The sequence below is a fragment of the Pantanalinema rosaneae CENA516 genome, assembly GCF_050753385.1.
Lineage (GTDB): Bacteria > Cyanobacteriota > Cyanobacteriia > Leptolyngbyales > Leptolyngbyaceae > Pantanalinema > Pantanalinema rosaneae.
Map to the genome: position 1 here is coordinate 24,031 of NZ_JBLZFZ010000005.1, position 18,732 is coordinate 42,762.

Sequence of the window (18,732 nt, forward strand, 5' to 3'; positions counted from 1 at the left end):
TACATCTAGCATTTGAGTGATATGAAGCTGCGATCGGGGCTAACCAGCGAGGCACCCGGATTTCATTCGCACTTGAGATTACAGGAAAGATTAACAATGCTTAAAAGCATAGAGATTTGTCAATTAATCCAGTGAAAGCGGTTAACGGGAATCAATCATCCACAGGTATGCCTGCTCCAGCGTGCGATCGCTGTTGTGGGGATATTCTTGCAACAAATATCCTCCCCATAAATAAATATTCGTGACAATTAGGAGTCCAGCTAATATTACGCCAGGAAGTTTCACCCAACGAAAGGCACGATCGGACAGATGCTCAACTGTCATAGCGGCTCCCAATGATAATAGGGGTAATGATTCGATGAACGCCCGACTCCCAAACGAATCGCCACTAAAGCCCCAGAGTCCATTCAAGATCCAGAGGCAAGTAAAACAAACCAGGATGATGCCCTGCCAAGGTTTCTGCTGCCGATGCAACCGCCATAGTCCTACACCATTTAATCCTACTAACACCAGATACCAGGGATGGTAAAGAAACAGTCCGTAATCAGTGCCGAAAACCATGGCAACGATCCCGGAAATTCCCCCGGTAAACCCCTGCCCCTGATAGGAATGCGCGATCGGTCTACCCCATAACCACAGCAGACTCAGTTGCTGGAGCAACAGCATTACGCCAATGCCGCCAACCAAGGGTAGACTTCGCCGCCAATTCCTAAATTCAGCCCGAAATAGCCACAGGTAGAAGGGTAAAAATACCAGATTCGAGAGCCGCACAATCAAGCTCAGCCCAATCAGCAGACCAGGAATTACAGCAGTTTTCGCCCCCCTAGCCCCCCAATTCTGGGGGGAACAGGAGCCAAAGTCGCCCAGAATATAGCCTGCGGCATCGTAGAAAGGGGGATTTAGGGGGCTGACCGAATTGACAAGTGTGGTGCATTCATTTGAGAACGGCTGTAAGCTCGATCGCCAGTTAGATCTCACCCGACTGGATGGGCAACTCGCTATAAAAATCAGAATATTACTCAGGGCAACTCCCGCCCCATGCGCCATCGCGGGTTCCTTGACCAGATAATGCAGGAGATTTGTGCCCACTAACGGCATCACACAAAAGAGGAGCGCCGTTGGCTCAGAGATCTGATAGTTCCGGAATGCCCGATACAACAGATAAAAGCTGACTAACACCAGGATGACCAAGGATACCGTTACCGCCAGTTGATAGGGCAAACTCATCCCATCCTCGGCAAAGGGAGTCAGGTGGGCGATCGCATGACCCAGTAGAAATCCCGGTGTTTCTAGAATTGCCAATCCGATGGGATATTTATTTGGCACTAATCCGGTTGGTGTGCGTTGCGATGCCTCCGGCGGGAGCGGATCTGGGAAATAGAGGTGCTGAAAGTCATTTTCAAAGTTGATATCCCCATCAATCACCAGCGATCGCACCCAGGCATAGTAACCATTGCCATCACTGACGATCAGATCGGGAGAGTTACCTTTCAGGGCTGAAACCCCCAAAATTACCAGGGCAAACGCCAACATCCCGAGCAGGAATCGCACATACCATCGTTGACTGCGATCGGATAGCTGGGACATAGTACAAATCTCCAGATTGAAGCCATTGCTTGCATTAACGGCAGTTGTCACAATGCCCACAGCGAAACTGGGCTGCTTCTGTCCCAAAGCCAAAGCCTGCTAACAAAACTTGCCAGCGACAACGGTTCGTTTTCAAGTAATCAAGCATTTGGGTTGCCGCCGTGGCATTAGATTGTCCTAACCTACCAGATTTTCGCTCGGTTATCCGGTAGTGAAACGGATCAATCCAATCTAAACACCCGGCATGATGCAGAAGTGCGAACGCGATCGCGGCTTGGGGGAATTGTTTAATTACTGCTGTCACCTCTCCTTCTAAAGGCAATTGGCGCATCAGTTGTTGTGCGGATTGAACCTGTTGTTGCTGATGGTCTAGAAAGAACTGCCGACGGTGTTTATCTTCTGGATCAAGCCATCCCGTCGTTTCACTGATCAAGGTCAAGGCAGTAGCAGGTTTACCATCCCGTCCGGCTCTCCCCACCTCCTGCACATACTCACTTAACAGTAAGGGGGCATGAAAGTGGGCAACCCAGCGAACATTTGGTTTATTGACCCCCATGCCAAAGGCGTTTGTCGAAACAACGAACTGAAGTCGATCGCTTAACCAGGCTTGCTCAATCTGACGGCGGCTGTCTGGACTTAATCCAGCGTGGTAGGCGGCAGTTCGCCATCCCTGTGCCTGTAGCCAGGTGACTAAAGCTTCGCTGTCCCGGCGGGTTCGGACATACACTAATCCGGCTTGCGCGGGATGGGCTTGAATCAACTGTAATAACCGTTGCCGCCGTTGGCGAGGCGACCAGGCAACCTGCACCGTTAACTGAAGATTGCTGCGGTAGGGATTAAGCCGAAAAATTTGCGGGTCTTCCAGTTGCAGCACTCGCTCGATCGTCTGTTGTGCCTGGGGATCCGCCGTTGCCGTGAATGCCGCGATCGCCATGCGATGGTTGGCGGGTTGATAGGGGACTAAGCTCGATCGTACTGCTCCCAGGCGATAGTAAGCCGGACGAAAGGTGTCGCCCCATTGCACTAAACAGTGGGCTTCATCCAGAATTAGCCCATTCAGGCGGAAATTTGGCTGACACAAGCGTTGCCATACCGCCGGACTAAATAAGGTTTCGGGCGACAGATAGAGTAACTGGAGTTTTCGCTGTTCCAGTAATCCCAGAATACGTTTGCGATCGGAAGTTGACAGTTCATTATGCAACAGTGCCACTGACTGTCGAAATCCTGCTGCACGATCGCGCAGTTCCTGCACCTGATTTTCCATCAATGCCACTAACGGCGATACCACCAGGGTTAATCCCGGTTGCAATATTGCCGGTAATTGGAAACAAATGGATTTACCACCCCCCGTCGGCAAGATCGTCACACTATCCCGGTGTGCCAACAGACTTTGGACGATTTCACCCTGCGGCGGTCGAAAGCTAGGGTACCCCCAGATACGTTGCAAGGCGGCTTGAACCTGATTCCAGGCTGGCGGGATCGTAGTAGTCATAAACCTCCGATTGAATGCACCCAGTTTGAGAGTGCCCCAATTGCCGAGGAAATTGCTCCTGATGTTCCGGATAGGATCTGGGATCAGCCCTCTGCTGCCGGACTATCCACCTGGGTTTGCAGCATCCGTGTCCAAATCTGAATTGCCGTTTGGGCATCGTTATATAGAATCCGATCGGGTTGAATTCGAGCCGCCATTTCAATGGCTTTGGATAGTTGATTCTGTTTCGCTAAACTACGGGCTTGATCAAGAATGGGCTTATCTTCCAGGGCTTGAATCTGCAATTTCCATTCATAGATGGTCGCTTGAGCCTGGGGACGCAATGATCGCCCTAACTGAATCCGACTTGCCTGGGCGATCGCGGCGTTCAGGTGAGGTAGTGTCCCTGCCCTCGCAATCTGCCTTGCCAGCGTTAGATCTGCCTGGTCTTCCGTATGTTGGATCTCCTTGCGCCACTGAGCAATCAGCGTTTGGGCATAGATTCGTTGGGGACGATTCGGGGCAACCCCTTGAGCCAGGAAGCTTGCCAGATAAAGCGCTGGTAGTTGACCTGAACTTGCCACGGCAGTCGCTAGCTGGACTTGGGTGAGATCTTGCGTTTGCGTTTGCAATTGGGAAATATAGGGTTGTGCCTGGGCATAAAACGGTCGATCGACGGTAATCCGCTGCGCCGCCGCCAGGGTACTGATATATTGCCAGAGTTGCTGATACACTGGCACCCCTGCCATTAACTGATTAATCGGTTGTTCCGCCGCCAGTCGCTGTGCCCGTTCAAACCAAATCAGATCCCGCACATCCGGGGGCAACGGGGCATCGAGGGGAATTTTCGGCACGATCGCGATCGCCCCCGCCAAATCATTCTGACTTAATTGCCGACTCAACGATTTCAGTAATGCTTGTTGCCATTTCGCCAACTCTGGCTTCAGTTCGGCGGCAGCATAGGTGCTGGGCACCATTTGTTTTGCCTGAGCGATCGCCTCCGCCAGGGTCGCACTATCTTCGGGAGCCTGTTCCACCAGTGCCTTCGCCTGGACGAGTTGCTGACGGGCAAGCCGCTCGGTGATGATGCGTTGACGCAGCCGATTCGTTTGTTGTCGCCAATAGTCACTATTGGATTGGGCAAGATTCTGTACCTGTTGTTCTGCCGCCTGCCACTGCTGTGCCTTTAATGCCGCTTGTAAGGGGGCTTCAATTTGTTTCTGCTGACTGCGGCTCTTTTGCCAATCCGCGATCGTGGTTTGAGCCGTTTTATAGAGCGGACTATTAGCTGGAATGTACCGCGCCAGCCCGATCGCCCCGTCTAAATTACCCTGGGTGGCTCGTTCATTAGCGATTACCATCACCGCCTTTGACCAGTCCTTAATTAATGGCTTGGAGCGAGCATACAACGGATGGCTGGAAGTCCAGTGTTTGACCAAATTTAAGCCGCCTACCAAAGAATGCACATTTCCCGATCGGGCAAACTGTTCCGCACAAATTAACCGATCTAAATCGCCGGACATGAAATTCAGCCGTTTACAGTCCGGTAGGGGGGGAAGAGTGGCCAACCAGAGAAACGCTGCCACCCCTGAGCCGCCACAAAAGGCGAGTAAACTAATCCACACCAATGGCATCGCCAGAAATCGCATCCCGCGTCCCATTTGCGTCGCCACCTGATGATGCAAGCGGACAGGTTTGGCAACCTCTGGGGCATCCGTGGGAGCGGCATCTGGTTCCGCGATCGTGTCCTCACCAGTGGTTTCAGGGTTTGACTCGGCAGCGGTTTCAGCGCCATCGCCAACCATTGATGATTGCTCCGGTGGGGTGTCGTCCGGCGATCGATCCGATGCCAACTCAGGTTCGGCAGGAGGCTCCATGACAGTGGGCGACCCATCGGTGCATGAATTGGGATCCTGGTTAGTCCGTTTGGGAGGAGTTCGCGGCTTTGACATTGCCTGCACCCGGAATGGAACAATCGCCTTTTTCGTTGCCATGACTTCAGCACTAGCAGAACAGAAAACCCCAGTTAGCCGACAATGACTTGTGGTAGTACGGTCATGGAACACCGTTTAATACCAATTTAGTCCTGGTTCAGCTTGAGCAGGAGTTTGCCGTTCATTGTATAAGCTGTTGTCTGGTTTGAAGAAGATGATTCAGGAAGATTTGCCAGAATGTAGCCATTGATCGTTGGCAAGCACACTGCCGCTACCCCACACCCAATTCTCTGACTGCTCCCTTCCGACTGCTCCATTGAGTTGAGATCGCTCTACTGAGGAGTTGGCTCAGTCATCGCTTCCGCATTCCGGTAGCCATAGAAGTTAATGTGATAGTCCGTAATCTTGACTCCAGTCTGTGCCTCAATGTGCTGGATAATTTCCGCCGGGAGTTGAATGTGGACATCCAGAATCTGATTGGTGTCTAAACAGTTGACGTGGCTGTGCGAATCACTAATGTTGCCATACAGCCGTCCATCCGATCGCTCGATACACTCAATAATTCCCTGACTGGAGAGTGCTTCCAAATTTTGATAGACTGAAGTGTGTCCGATATCCTTGCCCTGACGGTTCAGGCGATCGTAAATTTCCCTTGCTGACAGGTGTTCCTGTGCCTGCCAGAGGAGTTCCAGGATGAAGCGACGCTGACGACTCAGGCGCATCCCCAAAGTCTGACAACGCTCTAGGGCATCATCGAAGGAGCGAATCGGTTTCGTTGCCATGTCGTTCTGCATAACTACATCCCAGGCTTGATCATCTGCCCTATGTCATAATTCCAGGTTTTATTACCCAGTACATTTTCCACCTAGTACATTTTTAGCACAGGCTAAAGCAAACTCGCTACAACTTTACCTTTCATGGATGGCACGGATTCCCGCACAATAGAGAAGATCTGAAGATCTCTGGAGTGAGTTGCGATCGCGCTAGAGCATCAGGTTAGACCCATTCACTATTGACTCAGCAGGTTATGTCCTTCCTTCGGTTGTCCTGGCAAAGTTTATTTACGGTGACTCAAGGCATCTTAAGCCTCCTGGTCATCCTCAGTTGTCTATGGTGCGTCAGTGCTGCCCCAGCCCTGGCAGGCTTGCATGACGATCGCTATGACGGGGATATTTTTGCTCTGTATGCTGGCAATGGCTCGTTGGTGCCCCCTAAAGTGACTTTAGATCAGGCATTCCAGCGCGATCGTCCGGCGTTACTGGTGTTGTATGTCGATGACAGTAGCGATTGTAAAGAATATGCCACGGTGATTTCCCAGCTTCAAGCGTTTTATGGTCGGGCAGCAGACCTGATTCCGATTCGGGTAGACTCAATTCCGTCCAAGCAGCAATATGCGCCCACCGAACCGGGCTACTACTACAAGGGCGTTGTGCCGCAAACGGTGTTACTGGATGCCTCGGGCAAAGTGCGGTTGAACGAATCCGGCAAAATCGCCTTTGAGCGGATTGATGATGTGCTCCGGGATATGTTTAACCTGTTGCCGCGATCGGAATCCGTGGAACTCAAACGTCGTCCGGTGAATGAAATCAATACTGAATTAGTCCAGTAGTGTTCCAGGTTACTCCTCTGGAAACGGCAACCTTCTAAAGTTCTGACAGATTCTCTCTTGACGGCTTCCGGGTACGTCAGGCTAGAGTACAGACACTAGACGTGCCGAAACCAGAGGATAGCTGGATGTCAAAGGTTTACAGCACCGAGGAGTTAATTCAAATTCTGGCAGACGAACGCCGGGCTTGCATGAGCGGACAACGGTTAAATTTAGCGGTCAGTCCCTCTGGCATCAGCCCGTTTATTGATCAGTTTCTCCAACCAGAAGGCATTCAAAAATTCGCGGCCTACAGTGACTTCCGAGCCACAATTCATCAATATCAGCGGACTCATCAGGTGTCGGGGATTGTCTGGCAAACGATCGCCATTCATGGTCAACCACTCCGCTATCCCAAAGTGGATGATCAATTAATTGCCCTACCGGATGATCTCGCGACTCTGAAAGCCGCCAAACTTGAGATTCTAGCGTTCTGGCAACGGGTGAGTGCCGGTATGGATCTTTATTTAAGTTTGAAGGCAGGCAAGTTTTATCAACCGATCGCCGCTGTAGATGTCGATCGCATTGCTCAACGCACAGAATGGGCGAGCCTCTGTCAGCAAGGCAAATCCACCAGTCTAGAAATCATTCTGCAACTGGGTTGGGGTCAACCGGAAGCGGCGACCTACCGCCGGGGCTTCCCCGATTCGGGCAGTGAATCCATTCATGCGGTGTATCCCGGTCAGCAACCCCTCTGTTAATCAACGCCACCGTGTATATACAAGTCGAGTCTGACTTCGTTGAAATTCTCTACGCCCCCTAAATCCCCCTTTCTACGATGCCGCAGGCTATATTCTGGGGGACTTTGAATCCTGAGTTCCCCCCAGAATTGGGGGGCTAGGGGGGCAAAATGCAGGATCTTGAGGTTGTTGAGAAGATGTGTGTACACGGTAGGTGAATCAACAGAGTCACCAGGAATGGATTGCTCACTCCGGTAACGCCAAATTCACGGCGATCGGGCACACTAAATATAACCATAATTGTTCCTCTAGAGAGTATGACGGAATTCCTGCATGTTTCAGGTGCAACGCTCAACACCGCGTTAATTGCCAAGGTGGAATGGGAGATTGACGGCTCTGAACTCAAAGGAGCCTGTGCCTATCTCTCAGGCTTACCGGAAAACAATCCCGATGGTTCTGTGCCGGGAATCGTGATCCTGAACCAGGAGGATGCCGAAAAGCTGTGGAAAGCTTTCCATCCAGGGGTGAAGGTCGAACCACCAAAAATCGGTTAGGGCTGAGTTACACCAACTGATCCCACTGGTTTGCTGCATCATTCAGGGCATCGTCTACGGTTTTCTGCCCTAACATCGCTGCCTGAAGATTGTCATAGATCACGCGTTGCAGTTGTTTCGCATTCTTCATGGCTGGTACTAATACTTCCGCATCCTGCATTTGTTTCGCACTGATCACCCGCGCTTGATCCACCGAAGTGGCATTGGCAGGAGCCGTCTGAAAATAGCTGTCCTGAAGCGCTTGCACCGTAGAGGGCAGGACATTGGCCGCCTTGGCAAAGCTGAGTTGATTGGCATCATTAGTGACAAACAACGCAAATTTCAGGGCAGCATCGGGAGTATCACTATCCCTGGGAATCACCAGATTCATCACCGCCACATTCTTTTTACCCGTTTCCCCAGTGATTTGGGGCGCAGAAATCGAGGCTTTGGCGATCGTGGGTGCATTCGTGGCAATGTTATTCAAAAACTCGGCTCCGGATGCCAGGATAGCGCTATCACCCCGTTGGTAAAGTTCGATCGCGTAGCGGTGCCCTTCCGTTAACACTTCTTTGGGAATCAAGCCTTGCTTGTATAGATCGACCCAATACTGAAATGCCGCTTTGCCTTTGGGAGTGTTAAAGGCGGCTTTACCGTTAGCATCGATCAGTTCCACCCCCATTTGCACAAAGGACTCGATCAGTTCGCCGGAATCCTCTGGAACCACGGTTGTGAAGAAGGCATACTTACCTGTCTTTTCCTTAATTGCCTTTGCTGCTGTGGCTAACTCAGCATAGGTGGCAGGTGGTTTGCTAATCCCCGCTTTTCGCAACAAATCTTGATTACAAATGGCTACCCGAGTGGTCAAGTACCAGGGGATGCCAAAGGTCTTGCCATCAAAGGTACTGGCTTTCCAGATATTCGGTAAATACTGCTGCCGCACATCAGCGGGCACTTGATCGTCTAACTCTACCCAGGCACCCCGTTGTGCCAGTTGCGAAGCAAATCCTGGGTTCAGATTCACTACATCCGGTGCCGTTTTAGCAGAAACCGCCGTGAGAATCTTCCGCTCCATATCTGCCCAGGGCACATCGACCCACCGCACTTTGATCGTGGGATTCTGTTGTTCAAATTCGGCAATCAGTCCATTAAAGTAGTCGGTAAACTTGGGCTGGAGTTGCATCGTCCAGAACTCCAGTTCCTGTCGTCCCCCGGACTGTTGATTGTTTCCTGCCGTGGGCGTGCCTGTCCCGCAACTGATCAACCAACTCAAGACCACACCCAATACAGCAAATAATCCTAACCGTTTCCAGAACTGTCTTCGCCTCATGGTCGTGATTTTCCTGTGCTGAATGTGACTGAGTTTACCGAACTCGTTGCCAGAGATGATTGTGGCATAAATTGCCCCTCGTTGGGGGTAGCGCCGCAGTAGCCAGTCTGACCGTCGATCGGCTAGGGTAAGTGCGTAACGCTGTAATTCGATAGCACTATGAAAGTTCTGGTTGGCACGATCGCCCTGCTCAGTACGAGTTTGGTTTGGGGAGGCACAACGCTCTGGGGACAGTCACCCGTGGTTTCTCAACAAGCCCCCCTGCGGGCACAATCACCCAGTCAGACCACCGCTACCCCGGATCTATCGCTGCTAGCCAGAGCCAGCGTCGCCTTTGTGCAAAGCGATCGCTACCAGACCGAATCGATTATGGAAGTGACGGGGACAACTCCTCAACAAACCTTTAAGGCTGGTGTTCAGGCAACCACGATCGTGCAGTCACCCAAGCAATTCCGGGCGGAGATTGCCTACAACCGTCCCGACCAGACAGGGTTAGTCAACATTCTAGTGGTTGGAGATGGGCAGCAAGTCTGGATTTACCGGGCGGATACCCAGCAATATACGGTCAAATCCTATGCCGCCTTTGAGCAATTGGATGATAGTTATTTTATTGGAGTTTCATCCTTACTATTTCTGCAACTCCCCCCGGACGATCGCCGCGTGATTGCTCAGGGGGCGTTAGCGGATAGCCAGGTGATTCAGGAATTGGGGCTATTGTCGAATCCGGGGTTCAAAGGCAGACCCCAGTTGATCGATAATCAACCGCTCTACGCCTACGAATTTACAGATGCGCAGGAAGGATTTATCGTCAATGCGTTTGTTGATCCAATTACAGGTACGCTGAAGCAACTCCGGATTTCTGGTCAAGCGGAGCAAGTTGATTATGCCATTACTGAAACCATCCGCCGACGGACTGCCAATCCCTTAGTCACGGCTAATACGTTTCGCTTCACTCCACCTGTGGGAGCCAGGAGAGTGGAGTCATTGGCGATCGGTCCGTTGTAGGGGAGATAGGGAGATGGGGAGATGGGGAGATAGGGAGATGGGGAGATGGGGAGATGAGGGACGAATGATCGCTACCATAAATGAGGAAGCGTTCTGGATTAACTATGCGATTACTCCATACCATGCTGCGGGTGAATAACCTGGAAGAATCTCTACAGTTCTACTGTGATTTGCTGGGCATGAAGTTGCTGCGGCGAAAGGACTATCCCGGTGGCGAGTTTACCCTGGCATTTGTGGGCTACGGGGATGAAGCCGATCACACAGTGCTAGAACTGACGTATAACTGGGGTAAAGACCAGTACACCCTGGGGGATGCCTATGGGCATATCGCGATCGGGGTGGATGACATTTATGCTACCTGTGAAGCGATCCGAGCCAAAGGGGGCAAAATCTCTCGTGAACCAGGCCCGATGAAACACGGCTCGACGGTGATCGCGTTTGTGGAAGATCCCAATGGCTACAAAGTTGAGTTGATTCAATTGGGTACCCAGGGTTCCGCCAAAACTGAACAGGCGACAGCCACCGTGTAGATAGCTACCATTGAAATTAGCCCAGGTAGGAATTGGGCGTATCAGTAGTCAGGTCAATTAATTGTCAGATGCCAGCCTTTTGCCCTCACCCCCAGCCCCTCTCCTAAAACTGGGCGAGGGGAGCCAATCTTAGCTCCCTTCTCCTAAATTTGGGCTACCTTGTACACACAAGTGATCAAATCTAGCTAAAGCACTGACGAACCGCCCCCCAACCCCCAATTCTGGGGGAGCCGAACGATTCAAAGTCCCCCAGAATTGGGGGATTTAGGGGGCTAAAAGGATGCAAACGAAGTCAGACTCGATTTGTGTGTACATAGTAGCCCAACGTTGGGAGAAGGGGGTTGGGGATGAGGGCAATTTCAGCATAGTTAGTTTAATTGCACCTACCTGCTTATTTATATTTCTACCTGGAACAAAATTTTGCAGTAAGCTGAAAGCACCATGGCAGCAACTGCTTTTTTACAAGGAATTTTAGGCGCTTCCAGTTTGTTAGCGGGAGCCGGATTAGGAGCCATTTGGCAACCCAGTCGCACTTTTTCGGCAGCGATCATGGCGTTTGGCAGTGGCACATTGCTCTCTGCGATCGCCTTTGAAATTACCATGCAGGTCTATCAACAAAGTGGCTTTTTGCCCCTGATCATTGGCTTTCTGGCTGGTGGCAGTTTATTTACGTTAATCAACTGGTATATCGACCAGTGGGGCGGATTTTTGCGGCATCCGGCTTCCAGTCGGCGGTATTTGTTTCAGCAACGCCAGGAAGCTGCGTCAGAAATCCTCGATCGATTGGCACAGATCGAGGTGATGCAAAATATTCCCCCGGCGGAAATGCAAGCCATTATTCCGTTTCTCAAACTCTGTACGGCGGACGCAGGTAGCATTCTCTGTCAGGAGGGCATGGCAGGCGATTCGATGTATCTAATCCTGACCGGAGCAGCCGAAATTCGTAAAGGGCAACAGTTCATTACCGTCTTATCCGCCGGGGAAGTGTTTGGGGAAATGGCAATGCTCACTGGGGAACCCCGCTCTGCTACTGTGATCGCGCGATCGCCAATGGAATTGTATGAGTTAAAGCAAGCTGATTTTAATGCGGTTCTGGCTCGGACTCCCCAGTTATCTCAATCCCTTAGTCGGATTCTGGCTCGCCGTCTGCAAGCCACCACGGAATCCCAGGCAGAAGCCGAACAACGCCGCCAGCGCTGGCGACAGGAGGTACTGGATAGCACCGAGTTAGATCTACCGTTGCCGGAACAGCAAGCCATGCTTCAGCAATTGACTGAACGATCGGCTCCCATCGCGATTCTGTGTGGGTCGTTGATTGATAATATTCCTGAATCGTTAGTCCTGGGGATGACGGTGCAACACAGTCATGTCGGGGAATCGTTTCTGTTAGCTGTGTTTATCTCTAATTTCCCGGAAGCCCTATCCAGTTCGATCGGGATGAAAAAGTCCGGCACTCCGGTCAAATATATTCTGGCGCTATGGAGTGGAGTGGTGCTGCTCAGTGGGCTAGGGGCGATCGCGGGTAATTTCTTGCAGGGCAGTAGCGATCCCCTGATTATGGCAGTGATTCAGGCGATCGCGGGTGGGGCGATTCTGGCAATGATTGCCAGCACCATGATGCCAGAGGCGTATGAATTAGGCGGAGCTTCCGTAAATTTCTCCACCATCCTGGGCTTTCTACTGGGCTTTTGGGTGTCGCTATCCGATCGTTAGCCCCAGAGATGATAAGAATTCGATCGGTTTGCGCCAGTCCCCATTTCCTGTTTTACTCTGAAGGTAGGGATAGTGTCACCACTAGCCTGGTTAGGGGTAAGGTGCAAAATTCAGTAGGGGAGGGAACTATGATCTCGACCGTTCGGTACTCCCTGGATGTGATTAAAGATGAAGTGGCATATATGGTGCGGCAAGGAACTCTAAGTCGCCATCAGCCGATCTATTGCCTGTGCCACTGCTTCCCAATTCAGGAATGGGGCTACATTGAAGCTGAACTAGAACAAAACGAGTTCTTACTCAGAGATCGGATTGGTGATCTGCTCAGTCAGGAAGTATGGCAAGAGGATTAATTCATCACTGAATCACTACTTTATTCAGTCAATCAATGGCATGGATGCTCCTGGCTGCGATCGTCAGAGCGGCGGGTGGCAGAGCATTTGCTATGGGGAGAGGTGTATGTTTACAAAAATTTTGGTGGCGATCGATCATTCATCCCTGGCAACCGTGGTGTTTGAAACTGCCCTGGGATTAGCCAAAACGTCATCTGCCCAACTCATGCTGGTGCATGTACTCTCCAGTGATGAAGAGGGTAGCCCCTTGCCGATTCCGCCCAATGCCGACACGATGTATTGGTCACCCGGTAATGAGTTGAATCTGGAACTTTGGCGGCAACAGTGGGAAACTTACGCTGCCGAAAATCTGAAGACCCTACAAGCTCTGGCAGCTACCGCTCGGCAGGCAGGGGTAACGGTTGAATTTCAACAATTGCCGGACAGTCCCGGACGGGCAATCTGTCGGTTAGCCAGAACCTGGGATGCTGACCTGATCCTCCTGGGCAGTCGTGGTCGATCGGGGTTACAAGAACTGCTGCTGGGTAGTGTCAGTAATTACGTTCTGCACCATGCCCCTTGCTCGGTCTTTGTGGTCAAAGGTGGCTTATAGAAATCGGATTTGCTCCCTATTAACCTGGCTGGCAAAGCTGAACTAGGTGAGCCGCGATCTGTTCCAGGGGAAGGATCCAATCAATGGCTACGGTTGAAATCGCTGCCATCGGCAACACCGGACTTTCAGCCGTCTCGGGTAATTGCACGATCGCCAGTCCCCCATGTACCTTAATGGCAAACAGACCCCGTACCCCATCCTGGTTAGCTCCCGTGAGCAGTACCCCGATCGCTTGTTCACCATAGGCATCTGCCGCCGATTCCAGCAACACATCGATCGACGGACGGGCATAGGATACCGGATCATCCGTAGACAGCGAAAAATAACCGGGCTCTACGAGCAAGTGATAATCCGCCGGAGCCAGATACACCTCTCCGGGGGAAATGATTTGTTTATCCTCCACCTCATATACAGGCAAAGGCGTAAATTGTTGCAAGTGAGCCGCTAACGTATTAGCTGATTCTTTATGACGATGCTGAACGATCGCAATTGCCGCTGGTAAGTTCGTTGGCAGGTGCTTCAGGATAGTCCTTAGGGCAGCTAATCCTCCCAAAGACGCACCGATCGTAATTAATTTAAATGGCACTAATTACGCCTCCGATATAACTTGTCAGCCCTGGCTAAGGGATCGTAATGGTGTTCATAGTCGGTAAATCGCAGCGTTTCCTGTTTCCCTAAGCCCAGAATGCCAAATTTACATAGGCTGTTGTAAAACAATTCGTGCACCTGATTTTGTAATGCCTGATTAAAGTAAATTAAAACATTGCGGCAAATAATCACATTAAATTCGTTAAACGATCGATCGGTGACTAGATTGTGCTGCCCAAAGACAACCTGTTCCTGAAGCGACGATCGGATGACCGCACTACCATAATTAGCGGTGTAGTATTCCGAAAACGCCCGTTGTCCTCCGGCTTTGAGGTAAAGCGGAGTATACTCCTGCATCTGCCGCAAGGGATAAATGCCACTTTTGGCCACTTGCAACACTTTGGGATTAGCATCGGTCGCATAAATCCGGCAGCGATGATAAAGTCCCGCTTCTTGCAACAAAATTGCCATTGAGTATACCTCCTGCCCGGTCGAACACCCGGCGTGCCAGAGCCGAATGAAGGGATAAGTCCGCAGGATGGGTACCGCATATTCTCGGAAGGCTAAATAAAAGCTGGGATCACGAAACATTGCCGTTGTGTTAACGGTTAGCCCCAGAACTAAGCGTTCTACACAGGCCCGATCGTGCAAAATTCGCTCCTGCAACCTCGATAGGCTGGGTAGCTTTTCAGTCCGGAGGAAGTTATAAATTCGCCGTTTTAAGGACGCTAAGGCATAGTTCCGAAAGTCATAGCCGTAGCGACGGTAGACCGCTTCGATCAACAACTGAACTTCTATTTCTTCCGGAGTAATCACCCTCGCTGGAACCATAAATCTGACATTGATCGCTATCTCAAACTGGATTTTATTTTTATTCTAGCGATATAACCACAGGCGAAGGAGGGAAAGTAACTGATTTGTGTCTACCGGCTTAGTAATGTAGTCCGATGCCCCTGCTTCAATACATTTTTCGCGATCGCCCTGCATCGCCTTGGCGGTTAACGCAATAATTGGTAACGAGCGAAACTGTTCCTGTTGGCGGATGAGTTGGGTGGTTTCATACCCATCCATTTCCGGCATCATTACATCCATCAGCACAACCCCCGTATCTGGATTTGCCTGCAACACTTCAATCCCGGTTCTGCCATTTTCGGCAAATAATACCTCGACTTGGTACTGCTCTAACAGGCTAGTCAGCGCAAAAATATTCCGGACATCATCATCTACAATTAGGACTTTTTTACCTGCCAGGGTGGAGTCCGCTTGTTGTAGTTGCTCCAGGATATGCTGCTTGGCAGGGGGAAGATTGGCCTGAATTCGGTGCAGAAATAATGCCGTTTCATCTAACAGCCGTTCCGGCGATCGCACATCTTTAACAATGATGGTTTCCGTTAAGCGGCGTAACTGAGTCTCTTCCGTGGCAGTCAGTTCTTTGCCGGTGTAAATAATAATGGGTAGAGTGGCTAAATTCGGCTCGTGTTTAATTTGTTCAATCAAGGCAAACCCACTCATATCGGGTAGACCCAGATCGAGCACCACACAATCACAGGGATGAGATTTCAGGAACTCCAACGCATCGGCTCCCGTATGTACGGCGGTACTGACGATATCGTCTCCGCCAATTAATTCAATAATGCTTTCTGCCTGAACGGCATCATCTTCAATCACTAATAAATGTCTGATTTGTCGATCGATAAACTGATTAATTTCCGTTAGGGTTTGGGTCAATATGTCCGGAGCAACAGGCTTCTGGATATGGGCGATCGCCCCCATCTGAAATTCGCGCGGTTGCTGCTCATCCACCGTCATAATGTGAATGGGAATGTGGCGAGTTATGGGATCATGCTTTAACTGCTCCAACACCGCCCAACCTTCCATATCGGGTAAATGTAGATCCAGCGTAATCGCGGCAGGAATGAAGTGCTGGGCTAGACTTAATCCGGCTTGACCCTGGAGGGCAATCAGCACTTTAAACCCCTGCTGGTGTGCCATATCCAGTAGAATGCGGGCAAAACTCAGATCATCCTCAATCACTAACAGAATGCGATCGCCGGGTTGCAAATGTTCTCGATCGTCTTGAATCTCGCTGGACGGAGCCGGTTGCAAGCGGGGGGAAATTTTTGCCAGGGGAGATCCGCCTATGCCTGGGGATGGTGCTGGATGGAGCGCCGGAGGGTGTGTCGTCGTGGGCAACCCCGAACTTGTCGTCATGGTTGGTTCAGGAGCCGCGTAGTGTTCAGGTAAATACAGCGTGAAGGTGCTGCCCTGTCCCAATTGGCTGATCAGTTCGATCGTGCCACCTAACAACTGCGCCAGTTCCAGGCTAATCGACAGCCCTAATCCTGTACCGCCATATTTACGGCTGGTTGTGCCATCCGCTTGTTGAAAGGCCGCAAAAATCGACTGCTGCTTGTCTGGTGCAATGCCAATACCCGTATCACGAACAATAAAGGCAATTCGTGCCATTGTCGCTCTCTGAATCTGGAGTGTGACACTGCCCTGATCGGTAAATTTCAAGGCATTAGAGAGCAGATTTTTGAGAATTTGCTGAAGCCGCCTGGGATCGGTGGAGAGGCTAGGGGGTAATTGGGCATCCGGCGTAATTTCCAACTGGAGTCCTTTATTCACCGCGATTGGTTGAAAGGTGCGTTCTAACTCCAGCTTAACCGTAGAAAAGTTCACGGTTTCAATGGCGATCGGCATCGTTCCCGACTCAATTTTGGCTAAGTCAAGGATGTCATTAATCAATGCTAATAAATCAACTCCAGCCGCGTGGATTGTGCGACTGTAGTCAACCTGTTTTTCAGTTAAATTACCACCTTCATTATCACTAAGTAGTTTCGCCAGAATCAGCAAACTATTGAGTGGAGTCCGCAATTCATGGGACATATTCGCCAAAAACTCGGATTTATACTTAGACGATAAAGCTAATTGGCGAGTTTGTTCTTGTAATTCCTGCTGTGCCTGTTCGATCTCTTGATTCTTGCGTTCAACCTGCTGCTTTTGAGATTCCAGAAGTTCTGCTTTTTCTTCTAGCTCTTCATTTAACTGTTGTAACTCTTCATTCGATTGCTGTAGCTCTTCCTGTTGCTGTTGCAATACCAACTCTGATTCCTGTAGGGATTGGGTCTTTTCCTCTAAAAGCTGATTGCTTTGAAGCAGTTCCTCTTGTTGATCCCGTAATTCTTCCGTCAGGTGTTGCGACTGTTCCAGTAACTCCTGGGTTTTCAGGTATGCCGCGATCGCATTCAGCATCACCCCGATTACCCCACAGGCCTCTTCCACAAGCGTTAACTGCACATCCGTGAAGCGATATAAAGAGGCGAGCTCAATCACCCCTTTGACTTGATTCTCAAACAACAGGGGAACGACCACAATATTGAGGGGAACCGCTTCACCCAACCCAGAGGTAATACGAATATAATCTCCTGGCACATTTGTGAGCAGAATACGCTGCCGCTCTAACGCACATTGTCCGACTAACCCCTCCCCCAACTGAAACTGATTTGCCAGATGTCTCCGTTCCTGATGAGCATAGCTACTCAACAATCGCAGTACGGGTGGATCTTGATGCGAATCCAGCAGATAAAACAGCCCCTGTTGTGCCTCCATCAATGGCGCTAATCGACTCAGAACCAGATGAGCGACTGTTTCAAGCGATCGCTGACCCTGGAGGGATTGCGACAGATCTGCCAGATTTGACTTTAACCACCGTTGGTTCTCATTCGTCTGAATCGTCTCCCGTAGATTCATCACCATCTGGTTAAACGAACGAGTCAGTATCCCAGTTTCATCCCGCGAACGACTTTCTGGCAAATCAACAGATAAATCCCCCGCCGCGATCGCTTCTGCGGTCAGAGATAGTTGGCGCAGGGGGCGGGAAATATTTCGAGATAACCAAATGCCAATGATCGACAAGATGATAAAGGCGGCCGGAACGCCATAGGCGATCGTGTTAACCGTTTGCTGGGCTGCCAGTTGGGCATTGCGCGATCGCTGCTGCAACAGCTTTTGTTCCTCTAACTGGATCTCTTCAATCAACTGACGGACTTGCTGCATTAACTGCCGCCCTTCATCCCTCAACACAAACGCCTGGGCGGCTGCAAACCCGCCACTATCCCGCAGGCGAATGCCCTCTCGCAACCTTGCCAACCTGGCTTCCACGACGGGTTGTAAATCATTTAATCGGTTTTGGCGATTGGGGTTGTCCTCGGTCAGTTGTTGAAGAATGGTATAACTGCGTTCAATCTCCTTTAACCCATTGTCGTAGGGAACCAAATAACGGGGCTGTCCAGTAATGATGTAACCACGTTGCCCGGTTTCAGCATTGACTAATTCTGTCTTTAGAGTATTCAGTTGCCCTAATACTCGATAAGTCGTGCGTTCTTGCTCGGCGTTTTCAATCAAATTGGTTGTTGTTCGATACGAGACAATCCCGATCGCCGTTAAAATGGTCAATCCTAAGGCAAAACCTCCACCAATTCGAGTACCAATTTTAAAGCGATTAAACATGTAGACGATCAGGGTTGAAGAACGGTCAAATTACGATTGTAGTAAATATACCGCACACCGTATCTGGGCAGAATGCTAAAGATGCTGAATCTTCGCCAGGATAATCTTGCAGTTGATCATGGGTGTGCTAAGGAATGGGAATTCAATCACTCCGCATCTCTCTGTACGGACGCGGTATACCCTCCGGGAAGCAAGCTACAGCAGAGATTTTTGGGGCAATGGCAAGGAATGTTTACCGAATGCTACACATCTACGCAAAATT

Annotated in this window: 16 protein-coding genes; 8 read left to right on the forward strand and 8 right to left on the reverse strand. The window is 50.6% G+C overall.

What is annotated here, in order from left to right; genetic code table 11:
- Positions 1–141: 141 nt before the first annotated feature.
- From ACN4EK_RS03935 to ACN4EK_RS03950, 4 genes are all read right to left on the reverse strand, one after another.
- Positions 142–1,587 carry a hypothetical protein gene (locus ACN4EK_RS03935; protein ID WP_431656180.1) on the reverse strand — a complete coding sequence of 482 codons (1,446 nt, stop codon included), beginning with the start codon at positions 1,585–1,587 and terminating at the stop codon, positions 142–144.
- Between the two features lie 34 nt (positions 1,588–1,621).
- Positions 1,622–3,079 (reverse strand): RecQ family ATP-dependent DNA helicase, encoded by a 1,458-nt coding sequence (locus ACN4EK_RS03940; RefSeq protein WP_431656181.1) that lies wholly within the window; start codon positions 3,077–3,079, stop codon positions 1,622–1,624.
- Between the two features lie 83 nt (positions 3,080–3,162).
- Positions 3,163–5,052, reverse strand: coding sequence for a coiled-coil domain-containing protein (locus tag ACN4EK_RS03945; RefSeq protein WP_431656182.1), 1,890 nt, complete (start codon positions 5,050–5,052; stop codon positions 3,163–3,165).
- A 272-nt stretch (positions 5,053–5,324) separates the two neighbouring features.
- Complete coding sequence (locus ACN4EK_RS03950) at positions 5,325–5,774, reverse strand: Fur family transcriptional regulator (RefSeq protein WP_431656183.1); 450 nt, start codon at positions 5,772–5,774, stop codon at positions 5,325–5,327.
- 245 nt (positions 5,775–6,019) lie between these two features.
- On the opposite strand from ACN4EK_RS03950, the gene ACN4EK_RS03955 reads away from it, so the two are divergent.
- From ACN4EK_RS03955 to ACN4EK_RS03965, 3 genes are all read left to right on the forward strand, one after another.
- Positions 6,020–6,601 (forward strand): thylakoid membrane photosystem I accumulation factor, encoded by a 582-nt coding sequence (locus tag ACN4EK_RS03955; RefSeq protein WP_431656184.1) that lies wholly within the window; start codon positions 6,020–6,022, stop codon positions 6,599–6,601.
- A gap of 125 nt (positions 6,602–6,726) precedes the next feature.
- Positions 6,727–7,338, forward strand: coding sequence for a hypothetical protein (locus ACN4EK_RS03960; RefSeq protein ID WP_431656185.1), 612 nt, complete (start codon positions 6,727–6,729; stop codon positions 7,336–7,338).
- Positions 7,339–7,634: 296 nt separating this feature from the next.
- Positions 7,635–7,871: a hypothetical protein gene (locus ACN4EK_RS03965; RefSeq protein WP_431656186.1), complete on the forward strand. Its 237-nt coding sequence runs from the start codon at positions 7,635–7,637 to the stop codon at positions 7,869–7,871.
- A gap of 7 nt (positions 7,872–7,878) precedes the next feature.
- On the opposite strand, the gene ACN4EK_RS03970 is transcribed toward ACN4EK_RS03965, so the two are convergent.
- On the reverse strand, positions 7,879–9,180 hold the full coding sequence (locus ACN4EK_RS03970) for an ABC transporter substrate-binding protein (protein WP_431656187.1): 1,302 nt from the start codon (positions 9,178–9,180) through the stop codon (positions 7,879–7,881).
- A 159-nt stretch (positions 9,181–9,339) separates the two neighbouring features.
- Here ACN4EK_RS03970 and ACN4EK_RS03975 point away from each other — a divergent pair, with 159 nt between their 5' ends.
- From ACN4EK_RS03975 to ACN4EK_RS03995, 5 genes are all read left to right on the forward strand, one after another.
- A complete protein-coding gene (locus ACN4EK_RS03975; protein ID WP_431656188.1) occupies positions 9,340–10,185 on the forward strand; it encodes a LolA family protein in 846 nt (281 codons plus the stop codon).
- A 104-nt stretch (positions 10,186–10,289) separates the two neighbouring features.
- Positions 10,290–10,715 carry a lactoylglutathione lyase gene (gene gloA, locus ACN4EK_RS03980; protein WP_431656189.1) on the forward strand — a complete coding sequence of 142 codons (426 nt, stop codon included), beginning with the start codon at positions 10,290–10,292 and terminating at the stop codon, positions 10,713–10,715.
- Between the two features lie 441 nt (positions 10,716–11,156).
- Positions 11,157–12,428 (forward strand): cyclic nucleotide-binding domain-containing protein, encoded by a 1,272-nt coding sequence (locus ACN4EK_RS03985; RefSeq protein WP_431656190.1) that lies wholly within the window; start codon positions 11,157–11,159, stop codon positions 12,426–12,428.
- Positions 12,429–12,556: 128 nt separating this feature from the next.
- Positions 12,557–12,778 carry a DUF4327 family protein gene (locus ACN4EK_RS03990; RefSeq protein ID WP_431656191.1) on the forward strand — a complete coding sequence of 74 codons (222 nt, stop codon included), beginning with the start codon at positions 12,557–12,559 and terminating at the stop codon, positions 12,776–12,778.
- A 106-nt stretch (positions 12,779–12,884) separates the two neighbouring features.
- Positions 12,885–13,370 carry a universal stress protein gene (locus ACN4EK_RS03995; RefSeq protein ID WP_431656192.1) on the forward strand — a complete coding sequence of 162 codons (486 nt, stop codon included), beginning with the start codon at positions 12,885–12,887 and terminating at the stop codon, positions 13,368–13,370.
- Between the two features lie 19 nt (positions 13,371–13,389).
- Here ACN4EK_RS03995 and ACN4EK_RS04000 read toward each other — a convergent pair whose 3' ends face one another.
- Genes ACN4EK_RS04000 through ACN4EK_RS04010 form a run of 3 tightly spaced genes read right to left on the reverse strand, consistent with a single transcriptional unit; the run spans position 13,390 to position 18,470 of the window.
- Positions 13,390–13,956, reverse strand: coding sequence for a chemotaxis protein CheB (locus tag ACN4EK_RS04000; protein ID WP_431656193.1), 567 nt, complete (start codon positions 13,954–13,956; stop codon positions 13,390–13,392).
- On the reverse strand, positions 13,956–14,789 hold the full coding sequence (locus tag ACN4EK_RS04005; protein WP_431656194.1) for a CheR family methyltransferase: 834 nt from the start codon (positions 14,787–14,789) through the stop codon (positions 13,956–13,958). The genes ACN4EK_RS04000 and ACN4EK_RS04005 overlap by 1 nt, the downstream gene beginning before the upstream one ends.
- 45 nt (positions 14,790–14,834) lie before the next feature.
- Positions 14,835–18,470, reverse strand: a complete 3,636-nt coding sequence (locus tag ACN4EK_RS04010) for a response regulator (protein WP_431656195.1) — start codon at positions 18,468–18,470, stop codon at positions 14,835–14,837.
- Between the last annotated feature and the right edge of the window lie 262 nt (positions 18,471–18,732).